21 protein-coding genes and 1 pseudogene are annotated in these 24,279 nt (G+C 61.5%); 13 read left to right on the plus strand and 9 right to left on the minus strand.

Annotated features, from left to right (window positions below):
* The first annotated feature begins 6 nt into the window (after nucleotides 1-6).
* The 3 genes from LOY26_RS16935 to LOY26_RS16945 are packed head-to-tail and all read left to right on the plus strand — an operon-like array spanning nucleotide 7 to nucleotide 3,788.
* The gene (locus LOY26_RS16935; protein ID WP_033698890.1) at nucleotides 7-312 is read left to right on the plus strand and encodes a sarcosine oxidase subunit delta; all 306 of its coding nucleotides are present in this window, start codon (nucleotides 7-9) and stop codon (nucleotides 310-312) included.
* Nucleotides 309-3,212: a 2Fe-2S iron-sulfur cluster-binding protein gene (locus LOY26_RS16940; protein ID WP_258713909.1), complete on the plus strand. Its 2,904-nt coding sequence runs from the start codon at nucleotides 309-311 to the stop codon at nucleotides 3,210-3,212. The genes LOY26_RS16935 and LOY26_RS16940 overlap by 4 nt, the downstream gene beginning before the upstream one ends.
* 3 nt (nucleotides 3,213-3,215) lie before the next feature.
* Nucleotides 3,216-3,788: a sarcosine oxidase gene (locus LOY26_RS16945; RefSeq protein WP_186654832.1), complete on the plus strand. Its 573-nt coding sequence runs from the start codon at nucleotides 3,216-3,218 to the stop codon at nucleotides 3,786-3,788.
* A gap of 22 nt (nucleotides 3,789-3,810) precedes the next feature.
* Here the strand turns inward: LOY26_RS16945 and LOY26_RS16950 are convergent, their stop codons facing one another.
* The 4 genes from LOY26_RS16950 to LOY26_RS16965 form a co-directional block, all read right to left on the minus strand.
* Complete coding sequence (locus tag LOY26_RS16950; RefSeq protein WP_047581006.1) at nucleotides 3,811-4,716, minus strand: LysR family transcriptional regulator; 906 nt, start codon at nucleotides 4,714-4,716, stop codon at nucleotides 3,811-3,813.
* 104 nt (nucleotides 4,717-4,820) lie between these two features.
* Entirely contained in the window at nucleotides 4,821-5,210 is a 390-nt protein-coding gene (locus tag LOY26_RS16955; protein ID WP_186663144.1) for a hypothetical protein, read from the minus strand.
* Nucleotides 5,203-6,600 carry a PAAR domain-containing protein gene (locus LOY26_RS16960; RefSeq protein ID WP_186663145.1) on the minus strand — a complete coding sequence of 466 codons (1,398 nt, stop codon included), beginning with the start codon at nucleotides 6,598-6,600 and terminating at the stop codon, nucleotides 5,203-5,205. Before LOY26_RS16960 ends, LOY26_RS16955 begins: the two co-directional genes overlap by 8 nt.
* A gap of 108 nt (nucleotides 6,601-6,708) precedes the next feature.
* Nucleotides 6,709-7,002: a DUF1330 domain-containing protein gene (locus LOY26_RS16965; RefSeq protein ID WP_186663146.1), complete on the minus strand. Its 294-nt coding sequence runs from the start codon at nucleotides 7,000-7,002 to the stop codon at nucleotides 6,709-6,711.
* Between the two features lie 78 nt (nucleotides 7,003-7,080).
* Between LOY26_RS16965 and ribBA the strand changes: the two genes are divergently transcribed.
* The 7 genes from ribBA to LOY26_RS17000 all read left to right on the plus strand — a co-directional run bounded on the left by ribBA (nucleotide 7,081) and on the right by LOY26_RS17000 (nucleotide 14,998).
* Complete coding sequence (gene ribBA / locus LOY26_RS16970; protein WP_033698897.1) at nucleotides 7,081-8,202, plus strand: bifunctional 3,4-dihydroxy-2-butanone-4-phosphate synthase/GTP cyclohydrolase II; 1,122 nt, start codon at nucleotides 7,081-7,083, stop codon at nucleotides 8,200-8,202.
* 242 nt (nucleotides 8,203-8,444) lie between these two features.
* A complete protein-coding gene (locus LOY26_RS16975) occupies nucleotides 8,445-9,470 on the plus strand; it encodes a polyamine ABC transporter substrate-binding protein (protein ID WP_033698898.1) in 1,026 nt (341 codons plus the stop codon).
* Nucleotides 9,467-10,384, plus strand: coding sequence for an ABC transporter permease (locus LOY26_RS16980; protein WP_033698899.1), 918 nt, complete (start codon nucleotides 9,467-9,469; stop codon nucleotides 10,382-10,384). The genes LOY26_RS16975 and LOY26_RS16980 overlap by 4 nt, the downstream gene beginning before the upstream one ends.
* Before the next feature lie 6 nt (nucleotides 10,385-10,390).
* Complete coding sequence (locus LOY26_RS16985; protein WP_186654843.1) at nucleotides 10,391-11,200, plus strand: ABC transporter permease; 810 nt, start codon at nucleotides 10,391-10,393, stop codon at nucleotides 11,198-11,200.
* Between the two features lie 18 nt (nucleotides 11,201-11,218).
* Nucleotides 11,219-12,367, plus strand: a complete 1,149-nt coding sequence (locus LOY26_RS16990) for an ABC transporter ATP-binding protein (RefSeq protein WP_186654846.1) — start codon at nucleotides 11,219-11,221, stop codon at nucleotides 12,365-12,367.
* Between the two features lie 98 nt (nucleotides 12,368-12,465).
* Nucleotides 12,466-13,773 (plus strand): substrate-binding domain-containing protein, encoded by a 1,308-nt coding sequence (locus LOY26_RS16995; RefSeq protein WP_186663147.1) that lies wholly within the window; start codon nucleotides 12,466-12,468, stop codon nucleotides 13,771-13,773.
* Nucleotides 13,774-13,936: 163 nt separating this feature from the next.
* Complete coding sequence (locus tag LOY26_RS17000) at nucleotides 13,937-14,998, plus strand: TerC family protein (RefSeq protein ID WP_033698903.1); 1,062 nt, start codon at nucleotides 13,937-13,939, stop codon at nucleotides 14,996-14,998.
* Between the two features lie 72 nt (nucleotides 14,999-15,070).
* Here the strand turns inward: LOY26_RS17000 and LOY26_RS17005 are convergent, their stop codons facing one another.
* Both LOY26_RS17005 and LOY26_RS17010 read right to left on the minus strand, forming a co-directional pair.
* Nucleotides 15,071-15,472: a hypothetical protein gene (locus LOY26_RS17005; RefSeq protein ID WP_156311234.1), complete on the minus strand. Its 402-nt coding sequence runs from the start codon at nucleotides 15,470-15,472 to the stop codon at nucleotides 15,071-15,073.
* A complete protein-coding gene (locus tag LOY26_RS17010; protein WP_186663149.1) occupies nucleotides 15,465-16,862 on the minus strand; it encodes a PAAR domain-containing protein in 1,398 nt (465 codons plus the stop codon). Before LOY26_RS17010 ends, LOY26_RS17005 begins: the two co-directional genes overlap by 8 nt.
* Before the next feature lie 239 nt (nucleotides 16,863-17,101).
* On the opposite strand from LOY26_RS17010, the gene LOY26_RS17015 reads away from it, so the two are divergent.
* A complete protein-coding gene (locus LOY26_RS17015) occupies nucleotides 17,102-18,457 on the plus strand; it encodes an SPFH domain-containing protein (protein WP_258713910.1) in 1,356 nt (451 codons plus the stop codon).
* Nucleotides 18,458-18,505: 48 nt separating this feature from the next.
* Here the strand turns inward: LOY26_RS17015 and LOY26_RS27100 are convergent.
* From LOY26_RS27100 to LOY26_RS17025, 3 genes and pseudogenes are all read right to left on the minus strand, one after another.
* Nucleotides 18,506-18,592: pseudogene (locus LOY26_RS27100) on the minus strand (hypothetical protein); the annotation flags it as partial.
* 450 nt (nucleotides 18,593-19,042) lie between these two features.
* Nucleotides 19,043-20,440, minus strand: coding sequence for a PAAR domain-containing protein (locus LOY26_RS17020; protein WP_258713911.1), 1,398 nt, complete (start codon nucleotides 20,438-20,440; stop codon nucleotides 19,043-19,045).
* Between the two features lie 182 nt (nucleotides 20,441-20,622).
* The gene (locus LOY26_RS17025) at nucleotides 20,623-21,852 is read right to left on the minus strand and encodes an acyl-CoA dehydrogenase (protein ID WP_258713912.1); all 1,230 of its coding nucleotides are present in this window, start codon (nucleotides 21,850-21,852) and stop codon (nucleotides 20,623-20,625) included.
* Between the two features lie 140 nt (nucleotides 21,853-21,992).
* On the opposite strand from LOY26_RS17025, the gene LOY26_RS17030 reads away from it, so the two are divergent.
* A complete protein-coding gene (locus tag LOY26_RS17030) occupies nucleotides 21,993-22,919 on the plus strand; it encodes a LysR family transcriptional regulator (RefSeq protein ID WP_186663152.1) in 927 nt (308 codons plus the stop codon).
* Between the two features lie 187 nt (nucleotides 22,920-23,106).
* Entirely contained in the window at nucleotides 23,107-24,261 is a 1,155-nt protein-coding gene (locus tag LOY26_RS17035; RefSeq protein WP_186663153.1) for a cysteine desulfurase family protein, read from the plus strand.
* Nucleotides 24,262-24,279: the final 18 nt, after the last annotated feature.

Raw genomic sequence — 24,279 nt, forward strand, 5'->3', positions numbered from 1 at the left:
CGCACGATGAAGATCCTCACCTGCCCCTTGAACGGCCCGCGCAACATCAGCGAATTCACCTACGGCGGCGAGTTCAAGCTAATGCCCGACCCGGCCCGTTGCAGCGACGTCGAATGGGCCGACTACGTGTTCAACAGCGACAACCTTGCCGGCGTGGTCACCGAATGGTGGCTGCACAACGCTTCCAGCTACTGGTTCCTGGCCGAGCGCCACACGGTCAGCGACCAGGTGCTGCGCACCTTCGACCCAAACGAAATCTTCGACCGCCGTGTCGAGTTCACCCCAGCCGCCAACCCGGAGATAGCCGGATGAACAGCCTCACTCGCCTCCCCGCCCCCATGGGCCTTTTGATCGACCGCGAGCGGCCGCTGCGCTTTATCTTCGATGGCCAGGCCTGCCAGGGCTTTGCGGGCGACAGCATCGCCAGCGCACTGCTCGGCAGTGGCCGCTGGCTGCTGTCGCGCTCGTTCAAGTACCACCGCCCGCGTGGCCCGCTGAGCCTGGCCGGGCAAGATGCCAACACCTTGGTGCAACTGTCCGACGAACCCAACGTGCTGGCCGATATGGAGGCGGCCCGTGATGGCCAGGTGGTCGAAGGCCAGAACTTCAACGGTAGCCTGGAGCACGACCGTGACGCCTACCTGGGCAAGTTTTCGCGGTTCATGCCGGTTGGCTTCTATTACCGGTCGTTCTACAAGCCCAAAGGCATGTGGAAGGTCTGGGAGCCGCTGATCCGCAAGAAAGCCGGCCTTGGCGTGCTCGACCTGGGCTTCAAACCGCAGTACCACGACAAGGCTTACCTGTTTGTCGACGTGGCCGTGATCGGCGGCGGCCCTGCTGGCCTGCGCGCGGCGCTGGACGCGGCCTCTGCCGGGGCCAAGGTGCTGCTGATCGAGCAGCAGCCCGTGCTGGGCGGTTCGCTCACCTACGCCCGCTTCGACATTGCCGGCACCCGCGCCACCCGCCTGCGCCAGGCATTGCTCGATGCCGTCGAGGCCCACCCGAACATCCAGGTGCTGCTGCAGGCCACCTGCAACGGCTGGTTCACCGACAACTACCTGCCGGTGATCCAGCACACACGCCTGTACAAGGTGCGTGCCACTCGCTGCCTGGTCACGGCCGGTGCGTTCGACCAGCCGGTGGTGTTCCGCAACAACGACCTGCCTGGGATCATGCTGACCAGCGCCGCGCAACGGCTGATGAAGTTGTACGCGGTCAAGCCGGGGCAGCGTGCGGTGGTCCTCACCGGCCACGACGACGGCTACCTGGCGGCCCTCGACCTGCAAGATCAAGGCGTGGCCGTCGCCGCCCTGGTGGACATGCGCGCGGCGCCGGCAGACGCCGCATTGGCCAGCGAGCTCAAGCGCCGCGACATCCCTCTGCACCTGGGCAGCACCGTTTATGAAGCCCTGCACGGCAAGGGCATGCGCCATGTCAGCGGCGTCGACATCCGCCCCATCACCGGCCAAGGCAAGGTGGGTACGCAAGGCCTGCGCCTGGCCTGCGACCTGCTGTGCATGTCGGCCGGCTACATGCCGGTGTATCAACTGCTGTGCCAGGCAGGCGGCAAGCTGGCATACGACGTCGACCGTGATGCCTTCAGCCTCAGCAACTTGCCAGTCGGTCTGGCTATCGCAGGGTCGGTGAATGGCCGGCATCACCTGGACAACGTGCTCGCCGACGCGACCCGCGCCGCTGCCGAGGCGGTCGCGGCGCTGGGCCTGCCAGCGCCCGCGCTGAAGGCTTTCGGCCCCGAGGCCAAGGTCAACTTCCCCTGGCCGATCTTCCCGCACCCCAAGGGCAAGGACTTCGTCGATTTCGATGAAGACTTGCAGGTGCGCGATATCGTCAACGCCACCCGCAGTGGCTACCGCGACGTGCAACTGGTCAAGCGTTTCTCCACGGTGGGCATGGGCCCGTCCCAGGGCCGGCATTCGGCGCTGCCCACCGCGCGCCTGGTGGCCCAGGCCACCGGGCGCAGCATCAGCGAAACCGGCGTGACCACCGCCCGGCCACCCTTTCAGGCCGAGAAGCTGGCGCATGTCGCCGGCCGTGCCTTCGACCCGTACCGGCAGACGCCGATGCACCGCCGCCATGTGGCGGCGGGCGCGAAGATGATGCCCGCCGGCATCTGGCAGCGCCCTGCCTACTACGGCAAACCCGACGAGCGCGAACGCTGCATGCAGGAAGAAGCCCGCCATGTGCGCGAGAAGGTCGGCCTGATCGACGTCTCCACCTTGGGCGGCCTCGACGTGCGCGGCCACGACGCCGCCGAACTGCTCGAACGCCTGTACACCTTCGGCTTTGCCAAGCTGGCCATCGGCCGCACTCGCTATGCGCTGATGACCAACGAGCATGGCGTGGTGATCGATGATGGCGTGTGCGCCCGCCTGAGCGAGCAGCATTTCTACGTCACCGCCACCACCAGTGGCGTCGACCGCATCTACCAGCAGATGCTCAAGTGGAACGCGCAGTGGCGGCTGGACGTGGACATCACCAACGTCACCGCCGCCCTGGCCGCCGTCAACCTGGCAGGCCCGCTGTCGCGCCAGGTGTTGGCCACGGTGTGCGAGGGTGTGGATCTTTCGGCCGAGGCCTTCCCTTACCTGGGCGTGCGCCTGGGCAAGGTGGCCGGCATCGCGGCGCGCATCTTGCGGGTCGGTTTCGTTGGCGAGCTGGGCTATGAGGTGCATGTGCCGGCGCGCCATGCCGAACGCCTGTGGGACGCGTTGATGCAGGCCGGCGCCGGGCTGGGTATCCGCCCCTTCGGCGTCGAGGCTCAGCGCCTGCTGCGCCTGGAAAAGGGCCATGTGATCATCAGCCAGGACACCGACGGCATGACCCACCCGGCCGAGATCGACATGCAATGGGCAATCGGCCGCAAGAAGCCGTTTTTCGTCGGCAAACGTTCGATCGAGATCCTTGAAGCGCAGCCGCTCAAGCGCAAGCTGGTCGGCTTCACCCTGCCCAAGGGCAGCCCGCAGCCACTGGAAGGCCACCTGGTGCTGGACGGCCCGGACATCAGCGGCAACGTCACCTCCTGCGAGTACTCGCAAACCCTCGGGCAGATCATCGGCCTGGCCTACGCCGGCGCCCATCAGGCCACGCCTGGCATGCACATCCCGATCCGCGTCGAGGGCGGGGTGATGGTCAATGCCAAGGTGGTGCAACTGCCCTTCCACGACCCCGACAACCTGCGCCAGGAACGCTGAGCCATGACCAACTTGAACACGCAAGCATTCCTCTCAAACGGCCCGCAGACCTGCGCGTTGACCGACCTCACCGATTTGCCGCGGGTCGGTTTTAGGGGCAGCGACAGCGCGGGCTACCTGCAAGCGCACGGTTACCATTTGCCATCGCTGCCTAACCAGGCGCTGCGCCAGGACGACGGTGGCTGGGTGGCGCGCCTGTCGGCCAGTGAGTACCTGCTGTTGGGCAGCCTCAGCGACCAGGGCGCGAGGGTGGCCGCGCAAGAGGCCGACTGGGTGCAGGATGCCCAGCGCAACTACCTGCTGCCGCGCCAGGACAGCCATGCCTGGCTGCAGTTGTCGGGGCAGCATTGCAGCGCGGTGATGGCCAAGCTGTGTGGCGTTGACCTGCGTGCACAGGCGTTTCCGGTCGGTGCCGTGGCGCAGACATCGGCGGCGCGGATCAACGTGATGGTGGTGAATGTGGCCAGTGAGGGGGTGCCGAGGTTGCAGATCCTGTTTGATCGGCCTTCGCTGGCGTATTTCCGCGAGGCGATGCTGGATGCCATGGCGGAGTTCGATGGGCGGCTTGTCGGGTGAATCCCCAAACAAGCCCACACGATCAATACAGGCCGTTCAGCACTTGAAGTTGCGCCAATCGCTCCCGTAGAAACTCGACAAACCCCTGCACCGGCCTGGCCACCTGCCGGTGCTGCGGATACACCGCCGACAACTGCAACGCCGGCGGTGTCCAGCCTTGCAGCAGGCTTACCAACCGCCCATCGGCCAACGCCTGCCCGACAATGAAGGTCGGCAGGTACGTCACCCCCATCCCGGCAATCGCCGCGTCCCTTAGCAGCTCGCCATTGTTGGCCCGCATCCGGCCGGTCACCGCGATGGCCTGAGCCTTGCCACCTTGGGTGAACTGCCATTGCACCTGCCGTGAATGCCCATAGGGCAGGCAGTCATGCTCGGCCAGCGCTTCGGGCCGCTGCGGCACGCCTCGCGCGTCCAGATACGCCGGGCTGGCGCAATACACCCGCTCGACGCTGGCAATCCGCCGCGCGATCAGGCTGGAGTCCTCCAGCGCGCCGATGCGCAGGGCCAGGTCGTAGCCTTCGCCGATCAGGTCCACGGCACGGTCGCTGAGGTCCACCTCCACATCCAGCTGCGGGTGCAGGCGCAGAAACTCGGTCAGCAGGCAGCCCAGGTGCGACATGGCAAACGACAGCGGCGCACTCAGACGCAAGGTACCGCGCAGGGCCTGGGCCTGGCCGCTGATGTCGTGCTCCACCTGTTGCACCTCGCCCAGCAGGCGCAGCGCCGACTGGTAGTAGTGCTGGCCGAGCGGCGTGGCGTCCAGGCGCCGGGTGGAGCGGTTGAGCAGGCGCACGCCCAGGCGTTCTTCGAGCTGCATCAGGCGCCGGCTGACCGATTGCTTGGACATGCCCAGGCGGTCGGCGGCAGCGGTGAAGCTGCCGGCTTCCATGACCTGGGCAAAGATACGCATGTCTTCGTAGGGGTTCATTGTCTCGCTCTTGATGACAGTCCGCCGCTTTATAGCGGTTTTCCACCCTCAGCGCAGCTGCATAATGCTTTACATTTCTACGAAAATAACGCCAAGCATCGGCATTACCACGTAAAGCAATTCACTACTGCGATTGACAATAGAATCCCTGACACCATGAGGCCCATTGCTAATTGCATACGGAACTTCAAATACCCTGGAAACTCATCATGATCATCAGGATGCAAGGTGCCGCGCCGAATGAAGAGGCTTGGCCAGATGAGAGGCGTCGTCATACCTGCAATTATCAAGAAGCGAGACTTGAGGCCAAAATCACCTGAAGTCCGCTGTTCTTCCTTCAAGGCGGCACTGCGGCGGAACGAATCGCACATGACCTGATAGTGACGAGACATGGCTATATGCCAATTTATCGCCAGGCCCCCCAGCAACGCCACGACCGGAACAAACATTAACACCAGTCGAACGCCTATGGGCCAACCGCTCAAGTCAATCATAGATAGCCTCGTAGATCTGCTCTCCTAAAAACTCACCAAAAGCTTCGACGCCTTTTGAACTGCCGAACGCCAACCCACCAACAGTGACAATGCCACAGGCAGCTTTACCCCAAGCACCGAATTTACAGACTGCGGATGCAGCCGACTTTCCAGCGGCAGCCCCCACCGCCCCCCCGACAAGGCCTCCTGAAAAAGTACCTGCCTCTGTAAAGCGTAATTTCTTACACTCATCGGTCTCACCTGCACGGCAAGCTTCATGTACTTTCAGGTAGGAAGCACCGGCGCCAAGTCCGATCCCAACCCAACCGCCATACTTCAGATACTTTGAGACCTTTGCCACTTCGTCCAGATGCGTCACGTAACCCGGGATCTGCCCTGGCACACCCGCTTTCTTCCAGTGATGCACCACACTCTTGGTAGAGATCCCGAGATCACGTCGTAAATTATCGTAGCTTCCCAAACCTAGCGATTTGTTCAGAAACGCCGTGCGCAATTGGCCATCCAGTTGCTTGTGGAGCTCCTTGCGCAACGCAAAAAACTCAGGGCTATTTAGATGGCCATGGAGCGCAAATTGGCGTTGGTGTAAAGCTTCGATGCCTTTCAACGTATCCTTCACCTGCGACAGCCCCCGCTCCAGCATGTCCTTGCCCACCCCCATTGACTGACTTGCGCCATTGAGCACCCCGGCAATCTCACCGATGTGCTTCATCATGAAGTTTGCCTCCTCCTCGGAAAGGATCGCCAGCGACGCTCTTGCCTCCTCCGCCACCATAATCAATTCGGCCTCCGCTGCACTGCAGGAAAACCCGCTGTGGGGGCTGCCGAGCACAAAAATTTCACCCGCCTTGAAACCCTCTGGGTACGTAGGATTCAAGCGCTGCAATAACGCCACTGGCAAAGGGCTGTGCGTCGCGCCAAGGCTCTGAAGCACCTGCTCGAACGACATGCTGCGTTGCACAATATGGAAGCCAGGCTCAAGTATCGATGATGAGCCGACGGGAGATGCGTTGTACACTTGAGCAGGACTCTGCCCTGATGAAGGCGCCGAATGGCTGACGGCAGAGGCAGGCGATGCAGCCTGAGCAGGACGGCTGCCAGCCCGGTGCATGGCTGACTGCGCGATGACCCGGTTGCTGCCGTTTGGGCAATCACACTTGACCAGCGCCCCATCGACAACAGCCGGTTTACCTCCGATGACGAAAGCATTCACCCCTTCTACAATGACACCGACCTTCTTGCAGTTAGGGCACTCGGTCGTGGCATCGCCCAGGCGCAGCGCACGTCGGTTGTCCCCCCGGTAGTTCGTACTGCTGGCAATGCAGACTGCGCCTGTGGTGGTGATATCGCCATCCAGCGCTTGCCCTTTTCCATGTATCGATATGCGCGTCATGAATAGCCTCCGGCCTTAGAAAGCTGGAAGCTAGCACTGGAAAAACATGTACAGACCTGGTTCGAGGAAAATCAGAATTACCTTACAAGAACGCCAGTACTCATCCGCTCAGGGCTCGAACCCCTCGACAATGATGACCTCAGCCTTCGCCACGCCTTGGCGATGGCCGCAGGCGTCCTGGTACAGCTCGGACCGGTAACAGGCCAGCGCCTGCTCATACGATTCGAACTCGATCACCACACTGCGCTGCGGCGTCTGCCTGCCTTCCATCGCCTCGCTGCGCCCACCCCGGGCCAGGAACCGCCCGCCGAAAGCCGCAAAGGCGGAAGGCGCACGCTGGGTGTACTGCTGGTACTGCTCAGGGTCGGTCACGTCCACGTGGGCGATCCAATACGCTTTCATCCGCTGATCTCCTGTTGCAAATCTATTTGTGTATGATGGTATACCATAATAATCACCCCATCACAGCGAGCGTGCAACATGGCTTTCAACAGCATCGAAGAACTCCTCGAAGACTACCGGCAAGGCAAAATGGTACTGCTGGTGGACGACGAGGATCGAGAAAACGAAGGCGACCTGCTGATCGCCGCCGAGCGCTGTGACGCCCAGGCCATCAACTTCATGGCCCGCGAAGCCCGTGGCCTGATCTGCCTGACCTTGACCGACGATCACTGCCAGCGCCTGGGCCTGGAGCAGATGGTGCCGGCCAACGGCAGCGTGTTCAGCACCGCCTTCACGGTGTCGATCGAAGCCGCCACGGGCGTTACCACCGGTATTTCCGCGGCTGACCGGGCACGCACCGTGGCTGCGGCCATGGCGCCGAGCGCACGCCCCGAAGACCTGGTACAGCCTGGGCATATCTTCCCCTTGCGTGCCCGCGAAGGCGGTGTGCTGACCCGCGCCGGCCACACCGAAGCCGGCTGCGACCTGGCCCGCCTGGCCGGTTTCAGCGCCGCTTCGGTAATCGTCGAAGTGCTCAACGACGACGGCACCATGGCCCGCCGCCCGGACCTGGAAGTGTTCGCAGCACGGCACGGCATCAAGATCGGCACCATCGCCGACCTGATCCACTACCGCCTGAGCACCGAACAGACCATCAAGCGCATCGGCGAACGCGAACTGCCCACGGTGCACGGCACCTTCCGCCTGGTCACCTATGAAGACCGCATCGAAGGCGGTGTGCACATGGCCATGGTGATGGGCGATATCCGCCGTGAACAGCCCACCCTGGTGCGTGTGCATGTGATCGACCCGCTGCGCGACCTGGTGGGCGCCGAATATGCAGGCCCGGCCAACTGGACGCTGTGGGCGGCGCTGCAGAAGGTGGCCGAAGAAGGCACCGGCGTGGTGGTGATCCTGGCCAACCATGAATCCTCGCAGGCGTTGCTCGAACGCGTGCCGCAACTGACACAGCCGGTGCGGCCTTACCAACGCGGGCAGTCCAAGGTGTATTCGGAGGTCGGTACCGGGGCGCAGATTCTGCAGGATCTGGGCGTGGGCAAGCTGCGCCATCTGGGGCCGCCGCTGAAGTACGCGGGGCTGGCGGGGTATGAGCTGGAGGTGGTGCAGAGCATTCCCTTCGAACCCGGTGTGGAAGGCTGACACCGCCCCTACACCCAACAGCGTTGGGATGTTTGCAGAGGTGGAGTGATGGCCGGTCGCCTTCGCCTCTTGCCAAAAGTTTGGAATACCATAATATGATATCCCGTAGACCTTGAATGTGCAGGCCAGCACCTAGAATCACAATCGGCCACACGACACTTTGTTTTAGCTGCTCCCCGAATACTGTTGGCGGGCGCACCAAAAGCCCCGCCTCGAATAACAAAAGCAACGAGGGCGTAACCATGCTGTTGAGCAAACGTGTAACCGCAGTGCTGTCCGCCAGCCTGCTGACCCTGGCATGTCAGGCCACACAGGCCGCTGACAGCCTGAACTTCGTCAGCTGGGGCGGTACCACCCAGGACGCCCAGAAAGAAGCATGGGCCGTACCCTTCTCCAAATCGACCAACATCAAAGTCGTCCAGGACGGCCCGACCGACTACGGCAAGCTCAAGGCCATGGTCGAGAGCGGCAACGTGCAGTGGGACGTGGTCGACGTCGAAGCCGACTTCGCCCTGCGCGCCGCCAGCGAAGGCCTGCTCGAACCCCTGGATTTCAACACGGTCAAGAAAGACCGCATCGACCCGCGCTTCGTCTCCGATCATGGCGTCGGCTCGTTCTTCTTCTCGTTCGTGCTCGGCTACAACGAAGGCAAGCTCGGTGCCAACAAGCCGGTGGACTGGACCTCGCTGTTCGACACCAAGACCTACCCCGGCAAGCGCGCCCTGTACAAGTGGCCGAGCCCCGGCGTGCTGGAGCTGGCCTTGCTGGCCGACGGCGTCGCGCCCGACAAGCTCTACCCGCTGGACCTGGACCGCGCCTTCAAGAAACTCGACACCATCAAGAAAGACATCGTCTGGTGGGGCGGTGGCGCCCAGTCGCAGCAATTGCTGGCCTCCGGTGAAGCCTCGCTTGGCCAGTTCTGGAACGGCCGCGTCTACGCCTTGCAGCAAGACGGTGCACCGGTTGGCGTGAGCTGGAAGCAGAACCTGGTCATGGCCGACTTCCTGGTCATCCCCAAAGGCGCCAAGAACAAGGACGCGGCCATGAAGTTCCTGGCCAACGCCAGCAGCCCCGAAGGCCAGGCCGATTTTGCCAACCTCACGGCGTACGCACCGGTCAACCTGGACAGCGTGCCCAAGCTCAAAGCCGACCTCGCGCCAAACCTGCCGACCGCCTACGCCCAGGACCAGGTAACCCTGGACTTCGCCTACTGGGCGAAGAACGGCCAGGCCATCGCCGCGCGCTGGAATGAGTGGCTGGTCAAATGAAAGTCGCCATCAACGCCCTGCACAACGCGCAAGGTGCCCCCACGGGCACCGGCGCCCCGGGAACGGCCCCCCGCCGCGTGAGCCTGGGCCAGCGCTGGAAAGGCAGCCGCAACCTGCTGCCTGCCTTGCTGTTTCTTGGCCTGTTCTTCTTCGCCCCGCTGATCGGCCTGTTGCTGCGCGGTGTGCTGGAGCCGGTGCCGGGCCTGGGTAACTACGAGCAGTTGTTCGCCAACTCGGCCTACGCCCGGGTGCTGTTCAACACCTTCTCGGTGGCTGGGGTGGTAACGCTGATCAGCGTGCTGCTGGGCTTCCCGCTGGCCTGGGCGATCACCCTGGTACCCAATGGCTGGGGCCGCTGGCTGCTGAACATCGTGCTGCTGTCGATGTGGACCAGCCTGCTGGCGCGCACCTACTCGTGGCTGGTGTTGCTGCAGAGTTCGGGGGTGATCAACAAGGCGTTGATGGCCATGGGGATCATCGATACCCCGCTGGAAATGGTGCACAACCTCACCGGCGTGGTAATCGGCATGAGCTACATCATGATCCCGTTCATCGTGCTGCCGCTGCAGGCGACCATGCATGCCATCGACCCGATGGTGCTACAAGCAGGCTCGATCTGCGGCGCCAGCCCATGGACCAACTTCTGGAAGGTGTTCCTGCCGCTGTGCCGCTCGGGGCTGTTCTCGGGGGCGTTGATGGTGTTCGTGATGTCGCTCGGTTACTACGTCACCCCAGCCCTGCTCGGCGGTGCGCAGAACATGATGCTGCCCGAATTCATCATCCAGCAGGTGCAGTCGTTCCTCAACTGGGGCCTGGCCAGCGCCGCCGCCGCACTGCTGGTGGTCATCACCCTGGTGCTCTTCTACCTGTACCTGAAGCTGCAGCCGGAATCCCCGGTCGGCAACGCGAGGTAATCCGCCATGCTCCTGTCACCCAATGCCATGGGCCGCCCGCTGCGTACGGGCTTGTACCTGACCACCGGGGTCATCGCCGCCTTCCTGTTGTTGCCGGTGGTGTTCATCGTGCTGCTGTCGTTCGGCTCGTCCCAGTGGCTGGTATTCCCGCCACCGGGCTGGACCTTCAAATGGTATGACCAGTTCTTCTCCAACCCTGAGTGGATGGACGCAGCCCTGGCCAGCCTCAAGGTCGCCGTGCTGACCACGGTCGCCGCAGTACTGCTGGGCCTGCCCACCGCGTTTGCCCTGGTACGTGGCCGCTTCCCCGGCCGCGAGATGCTCTACGGCCTGTTCACCATGCCGATGATCGTGCCGCTGGTGATCATCGCCGTGGCGGTGTATGCGCTGTTCCTCAAATTGGGCTACACCGGCACGCTGTTCGCGTTCGTGGTCAGCCACGTGATCGTCGCCCTGCCCTTCACCATCATCTCGATCATCAACTCGCTCAAGCTGTTCGACCAGTCGATCGAGGACGCTGCAGTCATTTGCGGGGCCTCGCGTCTGCAGGCGATCTTCAAGGTGACCTTCCCGGCCATTCGCCCGGGGATGATCGCCGGCGGCCTGTTCGCCTTCCTCGTCTCGTGGGACGAAGTGGTGCTCAGCGTGATGATGGCGAGCCCCGACCTGCAGACCCTGCCCGTGAAGATGTGGACCACCCTGCGCCAGGACCTGAGCCCCGTGATCGCCGTGGCCTCGACGCTGCTGATCGGCCTGTCCCTGCTTGTGATGATTATTGCCGCCGCCCTGCGCCGGCGCACCGAAGTCAACGCCTGAGTGCCGGAGAGAACAACAATGAGTGCAGTGATCAAAGACAACGCGCACACCAAGACCCTGGTCAGCCTGCGCGGCCTGAACAAGCACTACGGCGACTTCACCGCCGTGGACAACCTAGACCTGGAAATCCAGGACGGCGAGTTCCTGACCTTTCTCGGCTCCAGCGGTTCGGGCAAGTCCACGACCCTGTCGATGCTGGCCGGTTTCGAGACCCCGAGCAGCGGCGAGATTCTGGTCGAGGGCCAATCGCTGGTGAACGTGCCGCCGCACAAGCGTGATATCGGCATGGTGTTCCAGCGCTACTCGCTGTTCCCGCACTTGAACGTGCGCGACAACATCGCCTTCCCCCTGGCCATCCGCAAGCTTGGCAGCGCCGAAATCAACAAGCGGGTCGACGCCATGCTCAAGCTGGTGCAACTGGAGAAGTTCGCCCACCGCAAGCCTTCGCAGATGTCCGGCGGCCAGCAGCAGCGCGTGGCGATTGCCCGGGCGCTGGTCTACGAGCCCCGCATCTTGCTGATGGACGAACCGCTGGGCGCGCTCGACAAGAAGCTGCGTGAGGACCTGCAGGACGAACTGCGCCAGTTGCACCGGCGCTTGGGCATCACCATCGTCTATGTGACCCATGACCAGGAAGAGGCCATGCGCCTGTCCCAGCGCATCGCTATCTTCAGCCATGGCAAGATTGTCGGGCTGGGCAGTGGTTACGACCTTTACCAGAACCCGCCGAACGCGTTCGTCGCCTCGTTCCTGGGCAACTCCAACTTCCTGCGGATCAAGGCCAGCAGCAACGGCGCGGGCAGTTTCGAGGGCCAGCCTGTGGCGATCCGCCTGACCGCCGGTTTGGCTGCCGGGCAGGAGGCGCTGATCATGGTGCGCCCGGAAAAAGCCTTGGCGCTGAGCACCGCCCAGGCTGCGGCGCAACCCCTGCCGCCCGGCTGGAACGAGGTGGCTGCCAAGGTCGCCGAGGTGCTGTTCCTGGGTGAAAGCCAGACCTGCCATGTGGTCACCGCAGGCGGTACCGAGATGACCGTGAAGGCGCTGTCTGCGGCAGGCATGCCGATGCAGCCCGGCGACACCGTTAACGTGCGCTGGGCGGTGGCCGATGCCTGCGTCTATACCGAGTGGGCAGAAAGTGACCTGAGCAAGTCGGCAGGCGCGCACTGAGGGTGCTGGGGCCGCAAAGCGGCCCTAGGTGACTGTCATATTTCCATCACGCAACCGTCGTAATCTGCCGGGCAACTCTATGCCATAGGTAGCCCGGCATGCCCCGCCTGCTGCTCGCTCTACTCGCCCTGCTGCCGCTATCGGCCCTGGCCGATTCTGCCCATTTGCGCGTGCAGGGCTCCAACACCATCGGTGCTGCGCTGCTGCCGGCCTTGGTCCAGGGGCAATTGCGCTCGCAACAGGCAACCGCCATCGAGCAGGCCCCCGGCGCGCAGGCCAACGAAACCGTCATCACTGCCCGCGACGTGCGCGGGCAACCGTTGCGTATCGATATCGCCGCGCATGGGTCCAGCACTGGCTTCGCTGCCTTGGGCCGTGGCGAGGCCGACCTGGCTGCCGCCTCACGGCCAATCAACGACGCAGAAGTGCGCCAACTGCAGGCCCTGGGCAATTTGCGCGCGGCCAGCGCCGAGCAGGTCATCGGCCTGGATGGCGTGGCGGTGATCGTGCACCCCGACAACCCGCTGCCACAACTGACCACCCGGCAACTGGCGCAGATCTTCTCTGGGCAAGTCCAGCGCTGGGACCAGCTGGGCATCACCGGAGGGTCGATTCACCTTTACGCCCGCGACGATCGTTCCGGCACCTACGAAACGTTCAAGGCACTGGTGCTCGACCCTCATCAGGGCGCGCTGTCGCCCCAGGCCCAGCGCTTTGAGTCCAGTGATGAGCTGGCCGAGCGGGTCAGCAGCGACCGCCAGGCCATCGGTTTCAGCAGCCTGGCCGCAGTGCACGGGGCCAAGGTGCTGGCAGTAGCCGAGGGCGATGCGCCGGCCATGCTGCCGCAGCGCGCGCAGGTGGCCAGCGAAGATTACCCACTGTCGCGGCGCTTGTATTTCTACCTGCCAGCCAATGCCAAACCTCAGGCCAAAGCCCTGGCCGACTTCACCCAGAGCCCGGCGGGCCAGGCCATCGTCGCCCAGCTGGGTTTCGTCTCGCAGCAAGTCAAGGCCCAGGCAGTGCAGCCCCAGGCCGACATGCCGCCGCGCTACCGATCGCTGGCCCAGCAAGCGCAGCGGCTGAGTGTGAACTTTCGCTTTCAGGAAGGCAGCGCCAGCCTCGACAACAAGGCCTTGCGCGATGTGCAGCGGGTGGCCGACTACCTGCGCCAGGCGGGCAAGCTGCAGAGCAAGGCGGTGCTGGTGGGGTTTGGCGACCCCAAGGAAACACCGGGGCGTGCGGCGCTGCTTTCACGCTTGCGGGCGCTGGCGGTGCGCCGCGAGCTGGCACGCGATGGTGTGGACGTGCTGGAAGTGACCGGCATGGGCGATGAGCTGCCGGTGGCCGGGAATGACCAGGAACAAGGTCGCTTGCGCAATCGGCGGGTGGAAGTGTGGGTCTATTGAAGCGCCCGCGCACCAGGCAAAGAAATGTAACAGGTCGGCGTTCGGCATCCCGGGGAAACGCGGCTAGGCTCAAGCCTATGTGATACCGGGCCCCTCTGACGGCTGCCAAGCCGCCATGTCGGATCACTGTTGCCATGCAACGTCGACAATCAAGGAGGGGCTCATGACAGCTCTGCACACATTCCTCACCACCCCGTTTCTCGGTACCAGCACCTGGTTGTGGCTGGTGTTCATGGCCATCGTCATCGGTTTGCTAGTGCTCGACCTGGGCGTGCTGCACCGCCAGGACCGCGAGATCGAAATGCGCGAGAGCCTGCTGCTGTACTCGGGTTATTTCAGCGTCGGCGTGCTGTTCGGGGCCTGGGTCTGGTTCGAGCTGGGCGCGCAGTCGGCGCTGGAGTTCTACACCGGGTTCCTGGTCGAGCAGTCGCTGTCGATGGACAACGTGTTCGTCATGGCGATGATCTTCGGCTTCTTCGCCATCCCCCGCCGCTACCAGCACCGGGTATTGTTCTGGGGCATTCTGGGTGTGGTGTTCCTGCGCGCGATCATGATCGGCGTGGGTGCGACACTGGTGCAGAACTTTGAATGGGTGTTGTACATCTTCGGCGCTTTCCTGCTGTTCACCGGGGTGAAGATGGCGCTGTCGAAAGAAGACAGCCATCTGGACCTGGCCAACAACCCGGTCCTGAAATTCGTGCGCCGGCACATGCGCGTTACCGACCAGATCCACGGCTCGCATTTCTTCGTGCGCCTGACCCCGCCCGGGCACAGCAAGGCGCTGCGCTATGCCACGCCGCTGTTCCTGGCGCTGGTGCTGATCGAACTGGCCGACCTGGTATTTGCCGTCGACAGCGTGCCAGCGATCTTTGCCATTACCCAGGACCCGTTCATCGTCTACACCTCGAACATCTTTGCCATCCTGGGTTTGCGTTCGCTGTACTTCGCACTTTCGGCATTGATGCACCGGTTCGTGTACCTCAAGTATGCGCTGGCGATGGTGCTGATCTTCATCGGCTGCAAGATCTTCTACCACGGCATGGTGGGCAAGGTGCCGGCGTTGCTGTCGTTGGGGGTGACGTTTGGGTTGTTGTTGGGTGGGGTGGTGGTGTCACTGGTCAAGACGCGGGGGGACAAAGCGACGGTGGAGGCAAAATTGCAGCATCTTCCGCCTGAGAAAAGTGACGATGAGCAGAAGGAGAAAGACCCGCAATTGCGGGTCTGACTGACGCGCATCTCATACGTTCTAATGGACCATTGTCGCAGCAGGCATAAGTCAATTATCAAGAAACAAAAATTACTTCATTTTGGAAATTTCTATAACACAAGCTGCGAGCATCAGCCACCCAAAACCAATGATGATAAGCCATGCAGACACAGCCAGCCATCGCTTCAATTTTGGTGGGAAAACTTTTAGCTCGTCAGCATCGAGCTGGCCTCGACGAAGCACAAACCCAGGGAATGTGACAACCCCCCCAATTGCACAAACCAACATGAGCCGCCACTTAAAGCTAGAGCCACCCCATGCAATCTTCAAGCTCTCAATATACGAATTACTTTCAATCGAAGAGCAAACTATCTCATAATTTCGCGTCAAAGCTATATAGGCACTTATCGACACACCTGACAGAGAAATTACAAATGGCATCAATACAAATGATAGCTTTAGCGCAGCAGGCCAAGCATCAATATCAATCACTTGTTGCCCCATAGATGTATTCGCCTGTCCATTCCCCGAGAACTTCACCCCCCTTGCCGCCTACGAATCCTCCGCCCCCAACTACTAAAATACCGCACAATGGTGTCGCAACTCCCCCAGTACCTACGGCGAAAAAAGCACATGCTGTTCCCGCAGCTAAACTCGCAAGTGCAGAGCCTGCTATTCCACCGCTAACGCTGCCGCTGAATTTTCCGGCCTCTACAAAACGGGCGCTTCTACAAGCCTCCGTGTTCCCTGCCTGGCAAACCTCTTTCACATTGAGATACGACGATGTCCCACTGAGTCCAATAGCCGCATTCCCACCATACTTAAGGTACTTGGAAAGCTTCGCTACTTTATCAAGATGCGTCGCATACCCCGGTATCTGCCCCGCCCCACCCGCTTTCGACCAATGGTGCACAAGACTCTTGGTAGAAATATTCAGACTCTTCTTTAAACGTTCATAGTTGCCGAGGTTAAGCTGTTTATTGAGCAGCGCCGCTTTCAACTGAACATCCAGTTGCTGCAACAGCTGGCGCCGCGAGGCGAAAAACTCACGACTGTTCAAATGCCCGTGCCGCAAGAACTCACGCTGATGCAACTGCTCGATCTGGTTCAGCGTGCTCTTGACCTGTTTCAACCCTTGATCGAGCATGTCCTTGCCCACGCCCATCGACTGGCTGGCACTGCTCAGCAAACCGGCAATCTCAGCCTGGTGCTGCACCATGAAGTCGGATTCTGCGAAATCGAGCACCGCCAACGCGCGCCTTGCATCCTGAGCGGCAGCCATCAGCTTGGCCTCCTCGAGGGTACAGGCATCACCATTGTCCGGGTCACCGATGACGAAGATTTCCCCAGCCTTGAAACCTTGCTCGAACGTGGGGTTGAGCCGCTGCAAACGGGAGATCGGCAAGGTGGCGTCGTGCTCGGATAATTGCAGCAGAACCTGAGAGAACGACATGCTTTTGGGCACCACGTAGAAGCCCGGCTCCAACGTGCCTGGCATCGCAGTCACCGCGCCCTGCACGAGGCTTTTCGGATGGGCGCCGGCCGCTGCCTCGGTAGGCATTGCGCGACTGTTCGCAAGTGCCTGCCTGGATAGCGGGGCCGCACCCAGTGGTGCTACGACCCGATTGCTGCCGGACGGGCAACCACACGCCACCAGTGCACCGTCCATGGCCACGGCTTGACCGTTGGAGATGAAGTACCGAACGCCCTCAACGACAGTCCCTTGCTCGCCACAGCGCGGACAAGGCGTCGTTTTGTCCCCCTCCCGAAGCACCCTGCGGCCATTGCTCAAATAACCGAGGCCGGCAGCGATGCAAATAGCACCTGTCGTGGTGACATCGCCATCAACCGCCTGGCCTTTACCACCCAGATTGACACGCATCGGCAAGTACCTTGTGCAAAAAGTAAGGTATCGAAACCTAACAGCTGCAAAGGGCTTTTAGTGCCTGAACGTGAAAACCAGACACTTCCTACACTAAATACACATTTCATTTACAGCTGGCTCTCAAGAGCATTCCACGAGTACGGCACTACAACTTCCTACATCACCCACCGAATTCCCTGATTGTTCAACCCCTCCTTTTTTAGCCAGCATGCGCGTTCTCCGGACAAGGATTTTCCATGCAAAAGCTTACCCTCCCTGACATCACCCAAATACGCATCAACCGCAAGTTTTTCGCCGCAATCACCCTCCCGGTACTAGTCGTCGGCGGCCTCGCTGCATTGTTCAACGCAGTGTTGTTCTACAACGAAGCAGGCCAGATGACCCATGTGCGTACGATATTCGGCGAAGAAAAAGTTGTCGAAGACGTGGGCTATGCAACCCAATGGTTTGGCCGCAGTACTGTCTGGCGCCGGACCATCGGTGTACAGTCGGCGCTGCAAGTGGACGGGCAGGACGAAGCCCGCCGTGGGCACCCTTCGGTAACGCTGGACAACCTGCCCATCGTGTTCCTGGGCAACGTCGACGCCAAGGCCGAATTCAGCACCCAGTTTCGCCTGCCGTCAGGCGACGACTTTCTCAAGATTGCTCAGGAATACCGCACGCCGGACAACTTCCTGCAACGCGCGCTGTTGCCGGCAGTCAAGGAAACATTGCAGGCCACCGCCTCGTTGATGAGCGCCGATGACTACTACGCCGGTAACCGCAGCCACTTCGGCGCCGAATTCGAAAACCAGTTGCGCAACGGCCTGTACCTGACCAGCCGCAAGGAAATTCGTGTGCAGCGCGACAACTATCCGGCTCAGACAGCCATCCTTCAAGCCGGTACAGACCAGGGCAGCTTTGGCGATAACTCTGCGACCCGTTTCATCATCGAGAAGAAACTCGACAAGGACGGCCAGGAAATGCGTAAGCAGCAACAGTTCCGGTTGTTCGGCGTCGAAGTCGTCGATGCTCGGGTGACGCATATCGACCCCAACCCGCAATATCAGGAGCGAATGGTTCGGGTGCAGCAAGCATTGGCCGAACTGGCGGTGGCCCGGCAGAACAGGCTCAAGGAGGAAGAAGAAAAGCAACTTGTCTCTGCCCGCGGCGCCAAGGATGTCGAAGCCAAGCGCCAGGAAAGCCTGCGCCAGCAGATCGAACGCACCACCGCAGCCGAAACCGAGAAGCAACTCACGCTGATCAACGCGGAGCGAGAAAAACGGCGGGCCGAGATCGACAAGCAGACCGCTGAACTCCTGCGTGACAAGGCCCGGGTAAATGCCGAAGCCACCCGAATAACTGCCGATGCCGAGGCTCACGCACGTGAAGCATCGATCAAGGCCGATGGCGCGCTGCAAACCAAGCTTGACGCGCTGGTGCAGATCAATCGCGCCTGGGCCGATGCGGCGGCACGCGCCCCGGTGCCCAACGTGATGATGGGCGGCGGGGCAGAGTCCGGCATCGGTCGCCAGGATGAAATGACCAAGCTCATGAGTGTGCTGGCAACCAAGGCTGCAAAGGATCTGGTGGTGGACCTCAAGACGCCGTGAGCCGTTGAATGCCTTCTGCCCGGCATACGAGCAAGAAGGCCACCGGCTTCATCTTGAACTGCGCAGCATCTCCACCGGCACATACTTGCCGATCTCATATTTGCCAATCGCCGCCCGGTGCACTTTGTCCGGCCCAAGTCAGGGCTTGCCTGGGGGCTGGCCATTACCGGCCCGCACATAAAAAATCTGACAGTTCCCGGCTACTTATATTTTACCAGTGCCCATATAACCAACATCCAAACAGCGCCCCCCAGGCTCAGACACGCTGAAAGAACAAGTCTGCGCTTGAGGCGGAGCGGGAAAGCGGCCAACTCGTTCAAATCCAACCGCCCTGCACGCAATTCGACCCACGGAAATGCTACAAGCCCGCTTACTGTGCATACCAGCATCCATCGCCACTTAAAACCGCTATTCCCCCAAGCACCCTTTACTGTTTGAAAATAAGGATTACTGGTGATGGAGGAGCAGACGACATCGTAATCCTTAGTCAGAGTTGTATATGCACTTATGGCGACTCCCGGAACACCTATTACAAAGGGACTGAGTAAAAGAATAAGCTTTGCCATTGCTGGCCAGCCCGTAATGTCAATCATGGGTGACCTCGTAAATGAATTCTCCCGCTGACTCACCAAATGCTTCACCAGCAGTACTTCCCGCCAGCCCTCCTGTCCCTACTAATACAATCCCGCAGACGGGTATGGCAAGACCTCCCGTCCCTATGGAAATAGCGCCACATAAAGTACCGGCTACCGCACCCATAGCCCCAGAAGCAAGCATCCCTCCGACCAATCCACCTGAAAAACTGCCCGTTTCAGTGAACCGAACCTTCTTGCAAGCAGCAGCCTCACCCGCTCGACATACACCCTGAACTTTCAAGTAAGACGAAGCACCGCCTATTCCAACCCCCACATGTCCACCATATTTTATAAATTTACTAAGTCTCGCAACCTGATCCAAGTGTGTCGCATACCCCGGTATCTGCCCCACCCCACCCGCTTTCGACCAATGGTGCACAAGGCTTTTGGTAGAAATATTCAGACTCTTCTTTAAACGTTCATAGTTGCCGAGGTTAAGCTGTTTATTGAGCAGCGCCGCTTTCAACTGAACATCCAGTTGCTGCAGCAGCTGGCGCCGCGAGGCGAAAAACTCACGACTGTTCAAATGCCCGTGCCGCAAGAACTCACGCTGATGCAACTGCTCGATCTGGTTCAGCGTGCTCTTGACCTGTTTCAACCCTTGATCGAGCATGTCCTTGCCCACGCCCATCGACTGGCTGGCACTGCTCAGCAAACCGGCAATCTCAGCCTGGTGCTGCACCATGAAGTCGGATTCTGCGAAATCGAGCACCGCCAACGCGCGCCGTGCATCCTGAGCGGCAGCCATCAGCTTGGCCTCCTCGAGGGTACAGGCATCACTATTGTCCGGGTCACCGATGACGAAGATTTCCCCAGCCTTGAAACCTTGCTCGAACGTGGGGTTGAGCCGCTGCAAACGGGAGATCGGCAAGGTGGCGTCGTGCTCGGATAATTGCAGCAGAACCTGAGAGAACGACATGCTTTTGGGCACCACGTAGAAACCCGGCTCCAACGTGCCTGGCATCGCAGTCACCGCGCCCTGCACGAGGCTTTTCGGATGGGCGCCGGCCGCTGCCTCGGTAGGCATTGCGCGACTGTTCGCAAGTGCCTGCCTGGATAGCGGGGCCGCACCCAGTGGTGCTACGACCCGATTGCTGCCGGACGGGCAACCACACGCCACCAGTGCACCGTCCATGGCCACGGCTTGACCGTTGGAGATGAAGTACCGAACGCCCTCAACGACAGTCCCTTGCTCGCCACAGCGCGGACAAGGCGTCGTTTTGTCCCCCTCCCGAAGCACCCTGCGGCCATTGCTCAAATAACCGAGGCCGGCAGCGATGCAAATAGCACCTGTCGTGGTGACATCGCCATCAACCGCCTGGCCTTTACCACCCAGATTGACACGCATCGGCAAGTACCTTGTGCAAAAAGTAAGGTGTCGAAACCTAACAGTTGCAAAAGGGCTTTTAGTGCCTGAACGTGAAAACCAGACACTTCCTACACCAAATACATACTTGTTCAGCCAGCTCATCCGTAGCCAGCATGCGCGTTAATCGGACAAGGAATTCCCGTGCAAGAACTTCCGATTCTTCATCTTGAACTGCGCAGCATCTCCACCGGCACATACTTGCCGATCTCATATTTGCCAATCGCCGCCCGGTGCACTTCGTCCGGCCCGTCGGCCAGGCGCAAGGTGCGCTGCATGGCGTACATGTAGGCCAAGGGGAAGTCACCGCTCACGCCCGCGCCGCCATGCATCTGGATCGCCCGGTCGATGACCTTCAAGGCCACATTCGGCGCCACCACCTTGATCTGGGCGATTTCACTGCGTGCGACCTTGTTGCCCACGGTGTCCATCATGTACGCCGCCTTGAGCGTCAGCAGGCGTGCCATGTCGATTTCCATGCGCGAGTCGGCGATCTTGTCGACGTTGCCGCCCAGCCGGGCCAGAGGCCGGCCGAAGGCAGTGCGCTCGACCGAGCGTTTGCACATCAACTCCAGCGCCCGCTCGGCCATGCCGACCGAACGCATGCAGTGGTGAATACGGCCTGGGCCTAGGCGCCCCTGGGCGATCTCGAAGCCGCGGCCTTCGCCGAGGATCACGTTTTCATAAGGCACGCGCACATTCTCGAACAGCACCTCGGCATGGCCATGTGGCGCGTCGTCGTAGCCGAACACCGGCAACGGCCGCACTATCTTCACGCCCGGCGTATCGGTCGGCACCAGCACCATCGAGTGCTGCTGGTGGCGCGGCCCCTCAGGGTCGGACAGGCCCATGAAGATCATGACCTTGCAACGCGGGTCACACGCGCCGGATGTCCACCACTTGCGGCCGTTGATCACCCATTCATCGCCATCACGCACGGCGGTGGCAGCCATGTTGGTGGCGTCTGATGAGGCCACGTCCGGCTCGGTCATGGCGAACGCCGAACGGATCTCGCCGCGCAGCAGTGGCTCCAGCCACTGGCGTTTCTGCGCCTCGCTGCCATACCGCACCAGCACTTCCATGTTGCCGGTATCCGGTGCCGAGCAGTTGAACGGCTCTGGCCCGAGCAGCGAGCGGCCCATGATTTCGGCCAGTGGGGCGTATTCCAGGTTGCTCAGCCCGGCGCCGTACTCCGACTCGGACAAGAACAGGTTCCACAACCCCTCGGCGCGGGCCTTGGCCTTGAGCTCTTCCATGATCGCGGTGGGCTGCCAGCGATCACCCTCGGCGACCTGGCGCTCGAACACCGCTTCTGCGGGATAGACGTAGGCATCCATGAACGCAGTGACGCGCTCGCGCAGTGCCTGGACCTTGGGCGAATAGGCGAAATCCATCGGGGCTACCTTCACGGTTCGGAGTACATGGGCCAGAGCCTAGAGCAGCAAGCGCCCATCCACCTAGTCTATTTTCCGCGTGTATAAACATTCATAACCGATATATGATCGGGCAATAATTCCAACAATGAGCGGCGCACATGAACCTCAGCAAGGTCGACCTCAACCTGTTCATCGTCTTCGATGCCATCTACACCGAAGCCAACCTGACCCGCGCCGGGCAGATTGTCGGCATCACTCAGCCGGCGGTGTCCAATGCCCTGTCGCGACTGCGCGAAACCTTCAACGACCCGCTGTTCGTGCGTACCGCGCAAGGCATGGTGCCCACGCCCATGGCCCAGAACATCATTGGCCCGGTGCGCAACGCCCTGGCCCTGCTGCGCACGTCGGTGCAGGAAAGCCGTATCTTCAACCCGCAGCAGGCCAACAAGACCTTTCGCATCAGCATGACCGACCTGACCGAAGCGGTGATCCTGCCGCCGTTGTTCCAGCGGCTGCGCCGCCTGGCACCTGCAGTGCTGATTGAAAGCTTTCTGTGCAAACGGCGCGAAACCACCAAGGAACTGGCGGCCGGGCGCCTGGATTTCGCGGTCGATGCCCCGCTGAACACCGACCCGCAGGTGCGCCACGTCAAACTGATGCAAGACCGCTACGTCTGCGCCCTGCGCCAAGGCCACCCGCTGGCCGACAGCAAACTGACCCTGGACAGCTACCTGGGCATGACCCATATCCATATTTCCAGCCGCCGCAATGGCCTGGGCTATGTTGACCTGGCCTTGGGCAAGATGGGCGTACAGCGCAAGGTTGCCTTGCGCTCACAGCATTACCTGATGGCTTCGCAGGTGTTGCAGCAGACCGACATGGCCATGACCGTGCCCGAGCGTTTCGCCCGCCGTCATCAATTGCGCTACCAGCCATTGCCGGTAGACGTACCGGCGCTGGAAACGCACTTGTACTGGCACGAGAGCACTGACCAAGACCCTGCCAACCGCTGGATGCGCGAGCAGATCATCGAGTTGTGCGAACGGGTGGTGGCCGAGGAAGAACGCGCGCTGGCGCCGGCCTGAGGCGATTGCCAAAGGTCGTTTACGCCGAGTATTGAAAATTAATTTCTCCAGAAACGGGCAAAGCGAGAATTATTTTCCAAGCCTGGGCACAATCAGCCAGGCATAAGACAAAAACCATCAGCCCACGGGCGGGTACGCTTGCACCAACGATCATCGAATCCAACGTGACAGACACGGACCCGCCCCCATGCCCAGCGCCCCGCTCTACTTCGACTACGCCGCCACCACCCCCGTTGACGACCGCGTCATCGAAACGATGCTCGCCTGCCTTGGCCGCCACGCCAACTTCGGCAACCCCGCCTCCAGTGGCCATGCCTATGGTCAGGCTGCCCGCAACGCGGTGGAACAGGCACGCCAGCAGGTGGCCGAACGCGTTGGCGCCCGTGCTGATCAGCTGGTGTGGACGTCAGGCGCGACCGAATCCAACAACCTCGCACTCAAAGGCATCGCCCAAGGCATCAGCCAACCGGGCCACCTGATCACCAGCCAGCTGGAACACAAGGCCGTGCTCGACACGGTCGCTGAACTGGAGCGCCAAGGCTGGTCCATCACGCGCCTGGCTGCGGATGCGGCCGGGCTGATTCAGCCCGATGCCGTGCAGGCGGCATTGCGCGCCGATACCCGCCTGGTCTCGCTGATGGCGGTCAACAACGAATTGGGTACCGTGACCGATTTCGCCGCCATTGGTGAGCGTGTGCGTGCCCATGGGGCGCTGTTGCATGTGGACGCGGCCCAGGCGGTGGGCAAGCTGGCCATCGACCTTGCGGCAATGGCGGTGGACCTGATGTCGTTCTCGGCCCACAAAGCCTATGGCCCCAAAGGCATCGGCGCGCTCTACGTCGGCCCGCGTGCCCGCGAACTGATGCGCGCGCAGATGCACGGCGGTGGGCATGAGCAGGGGCTGCGTTCCGGCACCCTGGCAACCCACCAGATCGTCGGTATGGGTAGCGCCTTCGCCCTGGCTGGCCAGCCGGGCGACAGTGAACACCAGCGCATCGAACAACTGGCCCAGCGCCTGCGCGACGGGTTGCTGGCCTTGCCGGCGGTAAGCCTCAATGGCTGTGCCACGCAGCGCATCCCGCATACCTTGAACCTGTGTATCGATAGCCAAGGCTTCAACAGTGCCGCGTTGGCCAGTGAGTTGGCGTTGTCGACCACGTCGGCCTGCAACTCGGCGAGCAATGCACCCTCGCATGTGCTGCTGGCCCTGGGGCTGGATGAAAGCCGGGCGCGCAACAGCGTGCGCTTGAGTATCGGACGCTTCAGCACCGAGGCCGAAGTAGATAAAGCACTCGAGGTGTTCGCCAGGGTCACAGCGGCGGCTTCGCTGGCGCTCTGGTAAGGCGCAAACAGCAGGGGC

Source organism: Pseudomonas sp. B21-047, assembly GCF_024748775.1.
GTDB classification, from domain to species: Bacteria; Pseudomonadota; Gammaproteobacteria; order Pseudomonadales; family Pseudomonadaceae; genus Aquipseudomonas; species Aquipseudomonas capeferrum.

What these genes read in the sequence shown, in the direction of transcription:
- LOY26_RS16935 (WP_033698890.1), top strand. Translation starts at nt 7, where the DNA reads ATGAAGATCCTCACCTGCCCCTTGAACGGCCCGCGCAACATCAGCGAA.
- LOY26_RS16940 (WP_258713909.1), top strand. Translation starts at nt 309, where the DNA reads ATGAACAGCCTCACTCGCCTCCCCGCCCCCATGGGCCTTTTGATCGAC.
- LOY26_RS16945 (WP_186654832.1), top strand. Translation starts at nt 3,216, where the DNA reads ATGACCAACTTGAACACGCAAGCATTCCTCTCAAACGGCCCGCAGACC.
- LOY26_RS16950 (WP_047581006.1), bottom strand. Translation starts at nt 4,716, where the DNA reads ATGAACCCCTACGAAGACATGCGTATCTTTGCCCAGGTCATGGAAGCC.
- LOY26_RS16955 (WP_186663144.1), bottom strand. Translation starts at nt 5,210, where the DNA reads ATGATTGACTTGAGCGGTTGGCCCATAGGCGTTCGACTGGTGTTAATG.
- LOY26_RS16960 (WP_186663145.1), bottom strand. Translation starts at nt 6,600, where the DNA reads ATGACGCGCATATCGATACATGGAAAAGGGCAAGCGCTGGATGGCGAT.
- LOY26_RS16965 (WP_186663146.1), bottom strand. Translation starts at nt 7,002, where the DNA reads ATGAAAGCGTATTGGATCGCCCACGTGGACGTGACCGACCCTGAGCAG.
- ribBA (WP_033698897.1), top strand. Translation starts at nt 7,081, where the DNA reads ATGGCTTTCAACAGCATCGAAGAACTCCTCGAAGACTACCGGCAAGGC.
- LOY26_RS16975 (WP_033698898.1), top strand. Translation starts at nt 8,445, where the DNA reads ATGCTGTTGAGCAAACGTGTAACCGCAGTGCTGTCCGCCAGCCTGCTG.
- LOY26_RS16980 (WP_033698899.1), top strand. Translation starts at nt 9,467, where the DNA reads ATGAAAGTCGCCATCAACGCCCTGCACAACGCGCAAGGTGCCCCCACG.
- LOY26_RS16985 (WP_186654843.1), top strand. Translation starts at nt 10,391, where the DNA reads ATGCTCCTGTCACCCAATGCCATGGGCCGCCCGCTGCGTACGGGCTTG.
- LOY26_RS16990 (WP_186654846.1), top strand. Translation starts at nt 11,219, where the DNA reads ATGAGTGCAGTGATCAAAGACAACGCGCACACCAAGACCCTGGTCAGC.
- LOY26_RS16995 (WP_186663147.1), top strand. Translation starts at nt 12,466, where the DNA reads ATGCCCCGCCTGCTGCTCGCTCTACTCGCCCTGCTGCCGCTATCGGCC.
- LOY26_RS17000 (WP_033698903.1), top strand. Translation starts at nt 13,937, where the DNA reads ATGACAGCTCTGCACACATTCCTCACCACCCCGTTTCTCGGTACCAGC.
- LOY26_RS17010 (WP_186663149.1), bottom strand. Translation starts at nt 16,862, where the DNA reads ATGCGTGTCAATCTGGGTGGTAAAGGCCAGGCGGTTGATGGCGATGTC.
- LOY26_RS17015 (WP_258713910.1), top strand. Translation starts at nt 17,102, where the DNA reads ATGCAAAAGCTTACCCTCCCTGACATCACCCAAATACGCATCAACCGC.
- LOY26_RS17020 (WP_258713911.1), bottom strand. Translation starts at nt 20,440, where the DNA reads ATGCGTGTCAATCTGGGTGGTAAAGGCCAGGCGGTTGATGGCGATGTC.
- LOY26_RS17025 (WP_258713912.1), bottom strand. Translation starts at nt 21,852, where the DNA reads ATGGATTTCGCCTATTCGCCCAAGGTCCAGGCACTGCGCGAGCGCGTC.
- LOY26_RS17030 (WP_186663152.1), top strand. Translation starts at nt 21,993, where the DNA reads ATGAACCTCAGCAAGGTCGACCTCAACCTGTTCATCGTCTTCGATGCC.
- LOY26_RS17035 (WP_186663153.1), top strand. Translation starts at nt 23,107, where the DNA reads ATGCCCAGCGCCCCGCTCTACTTCGACTACGCCGCCACCACCCCCGTT.